Genomic DNA, 13348 nt, shown 5'->3' on the forward strand with positions numbered 1-13348 from the left:
CTGACTGTAAACCTACGGTGCGTTGATCGGTGCAACGCAACGTCGCATAGCAAAGGTTACCCCGCCGGGGTATTCTGGTTTGCCTCGACACGCAGGGGGTCACCATGCGCTTCGGAATCAGAACCCTGATAGCCTGCCTCGTTCTTTGTCCTTGGCATTTGGCCACAGCTATCGGAGCTGACGTCAAACAGGTAAGCGTCAACGGCGCGCAATTTGCCTATATCGAGGTTGGGCAAGGCGATCCCGTTGTTTTGGTGCACGGCGGACTTCAGGATTATCGTTTTTGGAATGCGCATCTTCCCTTGTTCGCGAAAAGCTACCGTGCCATCGCCTATAGCCGGCAGAACCATTTTCCGAACGCAACGAGTGGGGACGGTCTGCCTGATGCGGCGGCAGACGTTCACGGTGAGGATTTGGCCGCCATCCTGGCAGGGCTCGGCGTGAAACGAGCTCACATAGTTGCTCACTCGGCCGGCGCACATGCCGCGCTGTTCTTTGCCTTCAATCATCCTGAGATGGTGCAAACGCTGATCATCAATGAACCCCCGGCTACAGGCTTGCTCGCCGGAACACCCGGAGGCGCGGAGGTCTTGAAGGAATGGAACGTTCGATTTGCGTCCACACGGGAGGCATTCCGAAAAGGCGAGATCGATGCCGGGCTGCGGCTCTTCGCCGAAGCTGTCGGCGGGCCCGGCACCTACGACCGGCGGTCCGAGAGTGATCGCAAGATGATGTCGGACAATGCGCTGTCTTCTGTCGCGGACGTGATAGCCACCCGCCCGCGTCCGGTGTTCACCTGTGACATGGCAAAGCGCATCTCGGCGCCGACGCTTGTGACAAATGGTGAGCGCACTCCGGAGTTCTTCCAACGCATCGTGGACGAACTGGAACGATGCCTGCCTCAACGAACTCGAGTCAAAATTCCCGGCTCATCTCACACCGTTCCAGGAGAGGCCCCTAACGCCTACGACGAGGTCGTACTGGCCTTCATCGCGAGCCACTAGCAAGGTGCGGCTGCTCGTGTGCTCACTGAGATTCTTAGTCTGGTAACCGCACGCTCCACTTCTCTCTTTCGCCATTCGCCGGTATCCACGGGCGATGAAGTGATTGAATGACGCAGCGCGACTTCCGCTTTTGGCCCGTGTGAGACATGGCGGTGCATTCCGACGATTTCCGTTCACAGGGGTAAACCGGAAGAGAGCGGCACGCGGCCATAGTGACGCGATAGACCGATCGCCGACATCATCCCTCCGGTACTCCGGCAATGTGCATTCCCTTAACAAAGCGCTTGATTCCTGCGACGAACGTCGCCTCGCCGCTCACTGAAACGCCTTTGACGCGACGGATGGTAAACGCTGGATCGAGCGCAAGTCCCGTTTTCGCCGCGACTTGCGCTTCGTCCAGCCTTCCAAGAAGTGCGAGCGCTGCAGCGTATCCGAAATGCAAAAGCGGATAGTTTCGATTGGCTTCGATTCCTCGAGCAAACCAGACCGCTGCTTCAGCGTCGGCAGCGATCAGCAGCTTGGCAAAGGCCGCCGTATTCATCCATCGAAAGGCGGAGATATCGCGAGGGGACAGCCGCAGCGCTTCATTGATGTGGGACTCCGTATCCGCAGCGCAACCCATATAATTTTTGGCGACGCCCAGCATCTCGTGAGCGTCAGCCAAATTGCGGTCCAGGGCCAAGGCTCGCTCGCACTCAGCCATGCCTCGGGCCACGCGGTTCGTACAGATGAGTACGACGGCTAAGGTGAAATGAGCCCAGGCATGGTCCGGAGCGAGGCACAGCGCCCTCAGCACTTTTGTCTCTGCCGCTGTCAGATGTTCGTGGGGATGGTCGGTTAGGAACAACACTCCAAGTGCGGCCTCGACCGTCGCCGTCCAGCTCAAGGCGTCGATATTGTTGGGATCAATCGCCAAGGCTTGTTCAAAAAAAAGGCGAGCTTCTGCCAAATATTCGGGTGTCAATCCTTTGTTCCAGGAATAGCGGCCCTGGAAATAGAGATCGGCAGCATCGGGATTCAGCGTTCTTGCCGCGCGCCGCGACTCTGCGACAACGAGTTGGACGTCTAGAGTCCGCGCAATCCTGGCTACGATTTCGTCCTGCATATCGAGCAGATCGGCGAAGGGCTTGTCGAAGCGGTCGGCCCACAAATGATTGCCCGTCGTCGCGTCGATTAATTGAACGTTCACCCGGAGACGATTGTCGCAACGCTGCACCGAGCCTTCGAGCGCGTAGCGAACATTCAACTCACGACCAATCTGCCTGACATCGACCGATTTGCCTTTGTAGGTGAACGCGGTGTGTTGGCCGATGACAAATGAGCCGCTGATGCGTGATAAGTCCGTGGTGAGGCTCCCGGTCACACCATCAACAAAGTAGTCCTGCTCGGGGGCGCTGCTGAGGTTCGCGAAGGGCAACACAACGATGGAAAGGCGAGGTGGCGAAAGCGACCTCTGCGCTGCATCATCGTTCTGCGCCACATAGCCAGGGGGGATGGTTGTGGGCCTTTGCGCCTCCTGCACTGTGCCAACAAAGCGGAAACCCTTGCGGGGCATCGTCTTTATCAGACGCTGTCTCTCGCCCGTGTCGCCAATTGCGCCGCGAGCAGCATTCATGCGCGTCGTGAGCGCGGCATCCGAGACGATGCGACCACTCCAGACAGCACCGAGGAGGTCGTCCTTGCTGACAACCCGCTCCCTGTTGCAAATGAGATATAGGAGCAAGTCAAACGTCTGTGGCGCAGTCGCAATCAGCTCGGCTCCGCAGCGCAGCTCGCGCTGGTCCGCGTCCAATACGTAGTCTTCGAAGAGATAGCGCAAGGCCGTCTTCTCCGCCCGATAGACCACATTTCTTCCCAAACGCGCTCATCGCAGAAGGACACCAAGAATAGGCCGGAGACGAGAGAAAAGTAAGCTGTTCGTTCAGGGATGACCGACGGCGGCCGATATGGAGCGGCTAGGCATTTCCGCTCGTGCCCCATCGCTTCCGTTGACGCGGTGCAGCTATGTCGGGTGATGGCGGCAGAGCGGAAGTTTGCCCCTGAGCGCCAAACCGACGCTTTTGACCCAACCCGGACATCGCAGAGCCACCTTTGATTTTCAGTATGGCCTTTTAGACGCTAAGCTGCGTTGACCTAGACTCTAGCTAGGGGCGAACATGAGGCGGCGTGCTTTTCTCGGTGCCATTTGTGGTGCGGTAGCATTGCCGCGGCTGGCTGCGGTTGCGGAGAGCGCCAAGAAGAAACGTCTTGCTATTTTCGTCCCGTCAGAGCCGAGCGCGGACTGGCACGAGCTTAGCGGGAAAAAATATCCTCGAGCGCTCTTCGCCGAGCTGCGACGGTTGGGACAGATCGAGGGACAAAACCTCAAAGTCGAAAGTTATGGACGAGAGCAAAACACGTCCGGCCTCGAGGCCTTGGCGACGGAAATCGTTAGCAGCAACCCGGACGTCATTCTCCTCGGTGGTCCTGGCGCACTCATCTTCAAAAAACTGACATCGCGTATTCCAATCGTAACGATAACTGCCGACCCCGTTCGACTGGGAATTGCCGAAAGTCTGGCTCGCCCGGGCGGAAATTTTACGGGAGCCAGCATCGACGCCGGTCCATCAATTCATGGAAAGCGGATTGCACTGCTGCGCGAAATCTTTCCTTCAATATCAAAACTTGGCTTGCTCGCTCTTCACATCCAATACAGCGGGCTCGTCAAGGGTTCGCCTATCCCCGCAGCGGCCCAGGAGGCTGGCCTACCTATCGCGGTGTCACTACTGGATGTTGGTGCTCAAGAAAATGACTGGCGGGCAGCGGTAGAGAGCCTTTCCGGCGAAGGCGCAAATGCAGTCATGGTGGTCGACTCCCCTGAAACTTTTCAAAACAGCGCTTTGATCGCCAAGTTGCTGACCGACGCGAGACTTCCGGCGATTTTCGCGTTCACCGAATCCGTCGAAGCCGGGGGCCTAATGGCCTACTCCTTTGATCTAGTCGAATTGTATAAGCGCGCTGCCAACAACATCGACGCAATTTTCCGCGGAGCAAAAGCTGGCGATATTCCATTCTACCAAGTGACCAAATTCGATCTGTCCATCAACTTGAAGACGGCCAGGCAGCTGGGCCTTTCCGTCCCTCCTGCACTCGCGGCCAGTGCCGACAAGGTCATCGAGTGAACAGGTTCGGTGATGGCCCGCGGGTGACATGCCCGCGCAGTCTGACGATTTCCGTTCACAGGGGCAGACCGGAAGGGAGCGGCACGCGGCCATAGTGACGCGATTGATGCGAAGGCGACACACGGCGAGCTTCAACTTCGGGACGTCAACCCTATTGGCCAATCGTAGTTCGACCGCGAAGATTGCTGAGCCTGCTTCAAGTAGGCTTCAACCTCACGCAGGTCGTTCTGCGGAGGAAATGACAGGAGAGCCTGAGACGGACTGCACCACGGATAGGGAAGCGAGGATAGCCAGCGCATCACGCCATCGAGTTCGGCGCCCGATAAGACTTTCATGACTTCAATGGTGATCACCAGCCTCACCACTTTTCCGTGCTCATTGAAATGCCAGTCGTAACGTCCGCATCCAACTCGCAGCGGTTGCCCGCTGGCCTTGGCGGACATCCCCACCAACCAATGGCACTGAAAGCGCGCTCGGTCAGTCTCGGAAGGCTGGGATAGGCAGAACGTGTAGATGTTTTCGTATTCGACACCAAAACGACGCACCAAAATTTCTTCCACGGCGTTCAAGCCGGAAGCCGTGTTGGGGAACGAAATGGCGTCGGTCTTGACCACCATTTCGAGTGCAATGTCTTCAGAGAACGCCTGCCTCATCAAGAACGGTCGGTTGCCGTCCTTGGCCAGGATGTAGGTTCTTACTGCTTCGGCAGGTGTGGGCATGGTGCCTCAGGCTAGCACACTCGGGCTACGAACGGGAATGTCCGCTTCTCGCCCATCAGCGAAGTGGCGACACCTTTCATTGAGGCTCGCTTCGTGGGGTAGAGCGGACTGACTTTGCTCACTCTGCGTTCTCCGCATTTTGACTCAATTGAGCCATCGGTCGCGTTCCAGCGTACCCAATATGAAGGGCTACAACCCGCCGATTCAGGCACCGACCAAATTTGACTGGTGATCAAGTCAAGACCGCCAAAAAGCGCTCGACCTCGACGTGTCGTTGCATCTCCAGCGGTCCACCGACGAGGTGATCAAACCAAATGAGAGATGCTGTTCGCCGCCGGTTCCAGCCAGCCGATGATCTCTTTGTTGACGTGGTGAATTGCGAGTGCGAGGTGCATGTCGGTGGACTTAACGCCGCCGAAGCAGATGACTCCGCAATCGTTGAAGCGGTGGGGATTGGTGCAGTCATCCGCCCAGGGACCTGGTTACGTGCCAGTCGTCACAATGCAGTTGATCACAGACGGGTAATCACTTTGCTCCTGTAAGCGAATAAATTCTTTGATTGCGCGATAACACGTCGGCATCGACGCACTTCCACCCATGCTTTGGTTCGCCCAACGATCCAACATGACATGCGTCTTGACGATTTCTGCGTTCGCCGCGCGCAGGATTCCGATGGAAGGCGCAGCCGTTTCAAACAGATACTTGTGGAAGCTGATCACGAAAGTATCGCTTCTCGGCATCCCGTCGCCATACGGAAGAAGGTCCACATCCCGCACAGTCTTTATATTTTTATAGAGCCACTGCGAATCGATCAACGCTTTCCCAATCCCTCTTCCCTCAACGCCAAGCGGAGCAACCCACTCGGGGCCCGGGGCTATGGTGGACCAAAAGATCACGCGATCATCACGGCGGTTCTCCATCGCCTTGAGCATGCAGAGGAATCGTTCCTTTTGTGGATCGGTCGAATGCTCCACCTCGTACTGGAGCTTCTTGAGTTTGTCGGGCCAGGGTATGGGTTTAGGTGGGGGCGGAGGCGGCACAGCGGGAAGATAGATTTTGCGCAGCTTCGGGTCAGCCCCGATAAACGCGTAATTGCGCCCCCCGTCACGGCTGTGGCGGCAACCCACGAGCTCTCGCAAATACCAATTCACCTCCTCAGGAACGTGCGTTTGGAAATTGAACTCGATTAACGCCCACGCATCTATGTGCTCGCGCGCCGCAATTTTCCACCAGTCGTCCGTATCCAAGACCGGATATTCGCGCCCGCCTTTGGGCGGCCACAAGCCGCGTTTTTGCACTGGATTAATAGGAACTTTGATATTGACCATTCAACACCTCCCGCACAGTCCGAACCGTAGCGCGATACGCACCGACCACGGCGGCGAAAGAAATGAAGTTTCGCCGGAACATCGTAATGGCAACACGTCGGCGACGCGCCGGATATGAACTATCTCACATTTGTTCTGGCGCCAGCCGCTCGCGGACAATGTCACCCCTTGGCCCGTCAGCGAAGTGGCGACACCTTTCATTGAGGTCCGCTTAGGGGTAGAGCGGACTGACTTTGCTCACTCTGAGTTCTTCGCATTTTGACCCAAGTCGGACATCAGCACTCGGGCACCCCGGCCAACCGCATGCCCTCATAGACGCGCTCACGCCTGGCGAGGTAACTCGGATTGTCGCTGTATAGGCTAGCGCGGAAGCGACGAATGGTGAAATTTGGTTGGAGCGTCAATCCGGCCTGCGCTACAGCGCGCGCCTCATCCAGCTGCCCGACAAGCGCTAGGGCCGCAGCGAGAAAAAAATGCGTGAAGGGAAAATTCCGGTTGGCCTCAAGGCTGCGCCGCAACCATGCGACCGCATCGGCATCGGCACCGAGCCAGAACTTGGCGAGGCCCATGACCATCATCCACCGGTAAGCAAAGGTGTCGCGAGGCGAGAGACGAAGCGCGTCATGGATGTGGGCCTCGGTTTCCTCAGCGCGACCAAGATGAAACTTGCCACGACCGATCCAGCCATGAGCGTTAGCCAATTTCGATCCAACACCAACGCCCGCTCGCATTCGGCAATCCCTTGGGCCGCGCGGAATGTGAAAATATACACCACGCCCAGATACATGTGAGCCTGCGCGTGCTGTGGAGCCATTGACAGAGCCTTGTTTAGGGCCGTCTCGGCCGCCGCCAGGGACGCGGCTCGGTCTTCCGTAAAGAAGTTAACGCCCATAGAGTAGTCAACTATGGCCGTGCCAACCAGTGCTTCGATACTGCCGGGATCAAGCGCCAAGACGCGTTCGAAAAAGCCACGCGCTTGCGTCAGGTGCTCGAGGGTCACTCCCTTGTTTAAGTGAGCGATGCCCTGGAAATACAAATCCATCGCGTCGGGACGTACAGAGTGTTCTGCCCGTCGGGCCTCAATTTCAACAAGCTGGGCATCCAGCGTGTTGGCTAACCGCGACACAATTTCGTCCTGCATGTCGAACAGATCAGCGATGGGCTTGTCGAAACGCTCGGCCCATAGGTGGTTGCCACTTTCGGCATCGACAAGCTGCACGTTCACCCGAAGCCAGTTCCCACTGCGCTGCACGGAGCCTTCGAGCACGTAACGGACGTTCAACTCGCGCCCGATCTTCCTGAGGTCGACTGCTTTATCCTTGTACGTGAAGGCGGTGTGTCGGCCGATCACGAATGAACCGGAGATGCGCGACAAATCCGTGGTCAAACTCTCGGTCACGCCATCAACGAAATAGCCCTGCTCGGGATCTCCGCTGAGATTAGCGAACGGCAGCACAACAATGGAAAGGCGATGTGCTGAAGACGACGTCTCTGCAGTCACGCCACCACACGTCGCCGAACCAGCCTGCTCGGCCGGGCTCCCCTGTGTTTCTTCCTGCACGGCCCCAACGAAACGGAAGCCTTTGCGCGGCAGCGTCTTGATCAGAAGCTGCTTCTCACCGGTGTCGCCGATCGCGCCTCGGACGGCATTGAGACGGGTCGTCAATGCAGCATCAGAGACGGAGCGGTTGTCCCAGATGGCGCGGATCAGGTCGTCCTTGCTGACGACGCGCTCCCTGTTGCGGATCAGGTAGTCGAGCAGGTCGAAGACCTGTGGCGCGAGAGGGATCATCTTGGCGCCGCGACACAGCTCACGCCGGTCTGTGTCAAATGTGTAGTTCTCGAAGAGATAGCGCACAGCCATTCCCCTCGTGGCCTAGCTCGCTGAGGGACGTCAACCACGCATAAGCTATGCCGCCAGTAAGCAAAATGTAAGCCGCTCAAGGTGGTGATTGTCTGCTTCTGGCCCATCGCGACAATTGTGGGAGGCTTGCCGAGGTCCCCTGTTAGAGGCGGAGCCGACTTGATTTGCTCACTGCAAGTATTGCTGCTCGTGACCCGAAGGCGACAGATCCCCATTGCGGCCTGCTCGTGTACAGCTCGCCAATTGTGGGTTAGGTTCAGGCGTTGTCGTGTGCCGCACGTAGCTGATCCTCCGGCAGGCCTGGGAGTTGGTCATGCAGCCGATGAACGAGGTCCCGTTCGAGACGTCCCTGGCTGAATATGCCGAAGACATGCTCGACGCCTGTACGCGATGCGGGAAATGCGTCGAGGCCTGTCCGAGTGTCGAGCCGGCCGGCATCTCGCGGACGACAAAGTCCGAAGACATCATCGGCGGCATTCTCGAGCTGGTCCGTACCGGCAACGGCCCGGAAGCGTCGCGCAAATGGGCGCAGTCTTGCATGCGGAGCGGGGCATGCATCAAGGCGTGCAGCTATGGCGTCAATCCGCGTTTCCTGCTGAGCATGGCGCGGCTTGGCATCGCGAAGTCGGACAATGAGCTTGCCGAACGGCGCCGCCGGGGTGTCGAGAGGTACCGCGACGGCAGTCGTGGCGTGAACATGCTTTCGCGCCTGCAACTCGATGCGGACGTGCTCGAACGACTGGGTCAGAGATCGGCGTCGGTCGCTACGCCCGTTGAGGCGCCGGATTTCGTGTTTTACACCGGCTGCAATGTGCTCAAGACGCCGCACATCGCCTTGCTTGCCCTCGATATCATGGACGCGCTCGGCGTCAGTTACCAGGTGATGGGCGGACCGAGCCATTGTTGCGGCATTCTCCAGCTCAAGTCTGGCGACGCAGAGATGGCCGGTCGTATGGGATCGAGTACGATGGAAAAGCTGTCGCATTCGAACTCGGGGCAGGTGATCTCCTGGTGCCCGTCGTGCTACGTCCAGTACACGGAGACCATCCTGCCAACGGTGGAGCGACAGCACGGGTCCCGCCCGTTCGAGATGAACCCGTTCATGCGCTTTCTCGGCGACCGGCTGGTGCAGCTCAAGCCGCACCTTCAACGCAGGGTCGAAATGCGGGTCGCGCTGCACAGGCATCCCGGCGTGGCCGGCGTCGTGGAATCCGCCGCTGAAATCTTGACGGCGGTACCCGGTATCGAGCTCGTCGATCTGAACCAGCCGGCGGTGGGTTTGCAAAGCGTGGATGTCGGCGCGCTTCCAAAGTACAAGCGCGAATTGCAACTCATGGAGCTTGAGGCGGCGCGCGATGCAGGTGTCGATGCACTGGTCGCGGTCTATCATTCCGATCATCGCGAACTGTGCGGGCACGAGCGCGACTGGCCATTCCGTATCGTCAATATCCTTGAAGTGGTCGGCGAAAGCATGGGCCTGCATCGGCACGATCGCTACAAAGAGCTCAAGATCATGCAGGACGCCGACCAGATCGTCGCCGACTGTAGCGACCTGATCGCAAAGCACTCGCTTGATCCCGACAATGCGCGTGACGTGGTGGTGAAGGTGTTGCTTGGCGACCAGCCGCTTCCCCTGAGGCGTGGCGCGCCCCCGGAGACGCGCGCGGGGGGCGTGGAGCCGTCGTAGCAGCTTGACGTCACCTGCTGGCCCATCGCGCCAGTGAGCCCGGCGCAAACCGGAGGTCGCCGGCTAAGGGGGCAACCGACGCGGCTGCCCCCGAAGCCGGCTATTCCTCGACTGTCAGTTTCCGTCACGTGCACCGCGCGGAAAGCCGACGACGCCCGTCAGGGACCGCCCTCTCCTGCCCCCCGCACGGCTTCACGACGTCTTCTGCTTCGCCTGCACGTGTCGTGCGAAGTTGTCGAGGATGGCCTGCCAGCCGCCCTGCTGCTGCTCAACCGAGTGCGTCGGTTCGCTATCGAAGACGACGCGGACGACGACGCCCTTCGCCCCGGGCACGAACTCGACTTCGGCCTTGCGATCGCCGAATGAATATTCGATCAGCTTGTGTTCGACGATCGTCGTGTAAGTCCCGGCGAAGTCAAAGCCCATGCTGCCGTCCTTGGCTTCCATGCGCGACGAGAAGAGCCCGCCTTCCCGCAGGTCGACCGTAGCCTTGGTCGTATGCCAGTCGTCGGACGCGGCGTTCCACGCCATGATGTCAGCAGGTGTCGTATAGGCACGCCAGACCTGATCGATGGGGGCTGCTACGGTGGTTTCGACGGTGATCCTCATGAACATAAGCTCCTGGTTCGATTTTCTAGGTGACGGCATCACTGACGTGTGCGGGGTCCATCCAAGGACGATCGAGACTGGTCCAATCCGACAGGGTCGAGCCGTCAAAGCGTTGAAAACACAAAAATGTCAAAACGTCTGTTGGCCACCCACCAGCGGCCGCGAACAAATTGGGGATGAGGGTCACATTTGTTCGATGCGGCTCGCGGCCATTGAACCCGACCCGGGCTCGACGACACTACCTCCCTGCGTCCTAAACGGACCCGCCCATCCGTGGGCGATACGGGGGAATGTCTGTCATGCGAAAGCGAAACTGGCGATTGATTGCCGTAGGCTCAGTGCTGCTGGTGCTCGCCGTCCTGTTCTTCCTCTCGATGCGGGACATGACGCCGTGGTCCAATGATCCTGCCGCCCTGATGCGCACGGTCGGAGAGGTCTCGGGCGCCGTCGGCGGCATCAGCCTCGTCATGATCGTCTTCGGTCTGATCGGCCGGAAAGCGCCGGCCTGACCAACGTCGTTCCGGAAGGCCGCGCCGCGGCGGCATCACGCCTGCGCGATGACAGGGAATAGCAGGTCTTCGATGCAAATCTGAATGTCTGAACCGCACATGCAGGGCGGGATGCATTTGGAGACACCTATGATCACCTCAAAGATGCTGATTGTGGTCACGATCGTATCGACGATGGGCGCAGCTTCGGCGCAACCTTTCCACCCGTCGCTGCCCGGAAAGGAAACGACCACCAGGCCGTGGACGGCCCCGGTCGGTCACCGCCAGCCCCACACCTCCGACGTGCCCTCGGCAAGTCTGGGATTGCTGGATTTCCTCGACCAGGAGGATGCCGACGTCGATCGCAAGATCTCCGGCGTCTGCCGGGGCTGCTGATCGAACCAGCGCCAAGGCCTGATGGCAAGGCCTGATAGGATGAGACTCGACTGCCGTCCCAACGGACGGCAGTAGTGCCCGACCTTTCGGAATTCGACCAGGCTGAACGAGCCGACACCGCTGGTGCCGACGAAGGCGAAGCCGGCCAGGACGCCAAGCCTGCGGTACTCGGCTTCCGTCCGCTCGCGGCCGCCAGGTCCCCGCAGCATATTGAGGTCGCTCATGGCGCAGGAGCGGTCCTGGGCCTCGGTCGTCGCAGGCTCCGGCATGATCCGCTCGATCACGATCAACGTTCCGCTGGCCGGCAGCGCGTCCCGGCAGTTGCGCAGAATGACCTCGCAACGATCGTCTCTCCAATTGTGCAGGATGCTCTTCATCAGGATCGTGTCGGCGCCGCCCAGGACCTTCTCGAAGAAGCTGCCGGCGACGAACCGGCAGCGATTGGCGATGCCTAGCCGGTCAAAATGCGCCCGCGCTCCCGCCTCGCAGCGCGCCAGGTCGAAGGCGATGCCCTCAAGATGCGGGTTGTGCTGGAGCACGCCGCCGATCAATTCGCCAGTGCCGCCACCGAGGTCCATGACAACGCGCGCGGTCGCGAAGTCGTGGGCCGCGATGATCCTTGGAACGATGCTCCGCGTCAGGCTGACCATCGCGGCGTTGAAGCGGCGGGTGAATTCCGGCGCATTGCTCGTCGCGGCATAGCGATCGTCGCCATCGCCGCGCAGCTCGCCCGCGCTCTTGCCGGAGCGAACCGAATCGACCAATCCGATCCAGGATTGCGCGAGCATCTCGCCCTCGAACAGAACCCAGTCCTTGAAGGAGGGGTCGGCGGTCTCGTCGAGCTGCCGGCCGAGCTCGGTCATGGCAAATCGATCCCGGCCTGCCTGCCTGCACAGGCCAAGTGTCGTCAGGCCAACGAGCAATCGGCGCAGCGCGCTTTCATCGGCGGACACCAGCCGGGCGAGCTCGGCCACCGATTTCGCCTCATCGCCGATGGCCTCGGCGAGATTGAGCTTCGCCGCCGCATAGATCACCGCGGTGATGCGATGCGACTGCACGAGATCATGCACGGATGCCGGCCCGCTCATGTATTGCCTCCTGTCAATGCCGCTTCAATCGGTCGGGACGAACCCCGTTGCCTGCACGATCGCCTTCCACCGGTCGGATTCGGATGCGATCAGCCGGGCGAAGTCTTCCATGGCGATCGCGTCGGGCTCGACCGCCAGCTTTGCCATGCCGGCCTTGACCTCGTCGGTGCGCAAGGCCGCCTGGATCGCGGTGTTGAGCTTATCGACGATCGGCGCCGGCGTCTTGGCCGGAACGAAGAACGCAAACCATGTGAGGTCCTCGAGCGACGGATATCCGGCCTCCCGCATCGTCGGTACCGCCGGAACAAACGGGCAGCGACGCGGCCCGGTGGTCGCCAGCGCACGAAGATCGCCGGACTGGACGAGTCCGAGCGAGCTGCCGATCGGCATGACGGTCGCGGCAATCACGCCCTTGACCAGATCCTGAATCGCGCCACCGCCCTGATAGGGCACGTGAAGAAAATCGAACCCGGCGGTGCGGCCCAGCGTCGTACCAAGAAAATGCAGCGAGGTTCCGGCGCCCGGCGAACCAAAGGTGGCGTGCTTCGGATTGGCGCGGCACCAGGCCACGAAGTCCGCCAGCGTCTTGACGTCGGCCGGTACGCTGGGACCGACCGTCAGCAATGTCGGGGTCGAGGCGACAGTCGACACGGGCGTGAAATCCCGTGGATGGTATCTCAGTGTCTTGTAGACGTGCGGAAAGAACATCATGAAGCCGAGCGGCGCGAACAGCATGACCGATCCGTCGGCGTCGGCGCTCTTCACCGCCTCCACCGCGATGCGACCGGCCGCGCCGGGACGGGTCTCGACCACAATGGTTTCCGCATAGCCGCTCATCTGGCCGGCCACGAGCCGCGCCAGCCCATCCTGCAGCCCGGGCGTGAAGCCCGTCAGGATATGCACGGTTCTCGCGATCGGCTGTGCGAGAGCCCGCGGTGAAATATGCGTAGCGGCGAACGCCGCGGCAGCCGCCGACAACACATCACGACGCGTGATCATCACCC

The 13348-nt window shown here is 59.9% G+C and carries 10 protein-coding genes and 1 pseudogene; 4 read left to right on the forward strand and 7 right to left on the reverse strand.

What is annotated here, in order from left to right; translation table 11 throughout:
• Positions 1 to 104 precede the first annotated feature (104 nt).
• Positions 105 to 1004: an alpha/beta hydrolase gene (locus QJT78_RS04630; RefSeq protein ID WP_080586985.1), complete on the forward strand. Its 900-nt coding sequence runs from the start codon at positions 105 to 107 to the stop codon at positions 1002 to 1004.
• 238 nt (positions 1005 to 1242) lie between these two features.
• Here QJT78_RS04630 and QJT78_RS04635 read toward each other — a convergent pair whose 3' ends face one another.
• Positions 1243 to 2823, reverse strand: coding sequence for a winged helix-turn-helix domain-containing tetratricopeptide repeat protein (locus tag QJT78_RS04635; protein WP_038942807.1), 1581 nt, complete (start codon positions 2821 to 2823; stop codon positions 1243 to 1245).
• A 337-nt stretch (positions 2824 to 3160) separates the two neighbouring features.
• Here QJT78_RS04635 and QJT78_RS04640 point away from each other — a divergent pair, with 337 nt between their 5' ends.
• Complete coding sequence (locus tag QJT78_RS04640; RefSeq protein WP_080586535.1) at positions 3161 to 4165, forward strand: ABC transporter substrate-binding protein; 1005 nt, start codon at positions 3161 to 3163, stop codon at positions 4163 to 4165.
• Between the two features lie 131 nt (positions 4166 to 4296).
• On the opposite strand, the gene QJT78_RS04645 is transcribed toward QJT78_RS04640, so the two are convergent.
• The 3 genes and pseudogenes from QJT78_RS04645 to QJT78_RS04655 all read right to left on the reverse strand — a co-directional run bounded on the left by QJT78_RS04645 (position 4297) and on the right by QJT78_RS04655 (position 8070).
• Positions 4297 to 4884: a hypothetical protein gene (locus QJT78_RS04645; protein ID WP_038942806.1), complete on the reverse strand. Its 588-nt coding sequence runs from the start codon at positions 4882 to 4884 to the stop codon at positions 4297 to 4299.
• A gap of 482 nt (positions 4885 to 5366) precedes the next feature.
• Positions 5367 to 6212, reverse strand: coding sequence for a hypothetical protein (locus QJT78_RS04650; RefSeq protein ID WP_038942805.1), 846 nt, complete (start codon positions 6210 to 6212; stop codon positions 5367 to 5369).
• A gap of 275 nt (positions 6213 to 6487) precedes the next feature.
• A pseudogene (locus QJT78_RS04655) lies at positions 6488 to 8070 on the reverse strand (winged helix-turn-helix domain-containing protein).
• A gap of 319 nt (positions 8071 to 8389) precedes the next feature.
• Here QJT78_RS04655 and QJT78_RS04660 point away from each other — a divergent pair.
• The gene (locus QJT78_RS04660; protein ID WP_028148273.1) at positions 8390 to 9763 is read left to right on the forward strand and encodes a (Fe-S)-binding protein; all 1374 of its coding nucleotides are present in this window, start codon (positions 8390 to 8392) and stop codon (positions 9761 to 9763) included.
• 192 nt (positions 9764 to 9955) lie between these two features.
• On the opposite strand, the gene QJT78_RS04665 is transcribed toward QJT78_RS04660, so the two are convergent.
• The gene (locus QJT78_RS04665; protein WP_038942804.1) at positions 9956 to 10372 is read right to left on the reverse strand and encodes an SRPBCC family protein; all 417 of its coding nucleotides are present in this window, start codon (positions 10370 to 10372) and stop codon (positions 9956 to 9958) included.
• Positions 10373 to 10671: 299 nt separating this feature from the next.
• On the opposite strand from QJT78_RS04665, the gene QJT78_RS04670 reads away from it, so the two are divergent.
• Positions 10672 to 10881 (forward strand): hypothetical protein, encoded by a 210-nt coding sequence (locus QJT78_RS04670; protein ID WP_014498566.1) that lies wholly within the window; start codon positions 10672 to 10674, stop codon positions 10879 to 10881.
• Between the two features lie 257 nt (positions 10882 to 11138).
• Here the strand turns inward: QJT78_RS04670 and QJT78_RS04675 are convergent, their stop codons facing one another.
• Positions 11139 to 12344 (reverse strand): methyltransferase, encoded by a 1206-nt coding sequence (locus tag QJT78_RS04675; RefSeq protein ID WP_240537554.1) that lies wholly within the window; start codon positions 12342 to 12344, stop codon positions 11139 to 11141.
• Between the two features lie 24 nt (positions 12345 to 12368).
• Complete coding sequence (locus tag QJT78_RS04680; RefSeq protein WP_038942802.1) at positions 12369 to 13343, reverse strand: tripartite tricarboxylate transporter substrate-binding protein; 975 nt, start codon at positions 13341 to 13343, stop codon at positions 12369 to 12371.
• Positions 13344 to 13348 lie beyond the last annotated feature (5 nt).

The organism is Bradyrhizobium sp. Mp27, assembly GCF_029953005.1.
Classification (GTDB): Bacteria; Pseudomonadota; Alphaproteobacteria; order Rhizobiales; family Xanthobacteraceae; genus Bradyrhizobium; species Bradyrhizobium barranii.

Excerpts from the sequence above, each read along its gene's own strand:
- QJT78_RS04630 (WP_080586985.1), top strand. The coding sequence starts at position 105 with ATGCGCTTCGGAATCAGAACCCTGATAGCCTGCCTCGTTCTTTGTCCT.
- QJT78_RS04640 (WP_080586535.1), top strand. The coding sequence starts at position 3,161 with ATGAGGCGGCGTGCTTTTCTCGGTGCCATTTGTGGTGCGGTAGCATTG.
- QJT78_RS04645 (WP_038942806.1), bottom strand. The coding sequence starts at position 4,884 with ATGCCCACACCTGCCGAAGCAGTAAGAACCTACATCCTGGCCAAGGAC.
- QJT78_RS04650 (WP_038942805.1), bottom strand. The coding sequence starts at position 6,212 with ATGGTCAATATCAAAGTTCCTATTAATCCAGTGCAAAAACGCGGCTTG.
- QJT78_RS04660 (WP_028148273.1), top strand. The coding sequence starts at position 8,390 with ATGCAGCCGATGAACGAGGTCCCGTTCGAGACGTCCCTGGCTGAATAT.
- QJT78_RS04665 (WP_038942804.1), bottom strand. The coding sequence starts at position 10,372 with ATGAGGATCACCGTCGAAACCACCGTAGCAGCCCCCATCGATCAGGTC.
- QJT78_RS04670 (WP_014498566.1), top strand. The coding sequence starts at position 10,672 with ATGCGAAAGCGAAACTGGCGATTGATTGCCGTAGGCTCAGTGCTGCTG.
- QJT78_RS04675 (WP_240537554.1), bottom strand. The coding sequence starts at position 12,344 with ATGAGCGGGCCGGCATCCGTGCATGATCTCGTGCAGTCGCATCGCATC.
- QJT78_RS04680 (WP_038942802.1), bottom strand. The coding sequence starts at position 13,343 with ATGATCACGCGTCGTGATGTGTTGTCGGCGGCTGCCGCGGCGTTCGCC.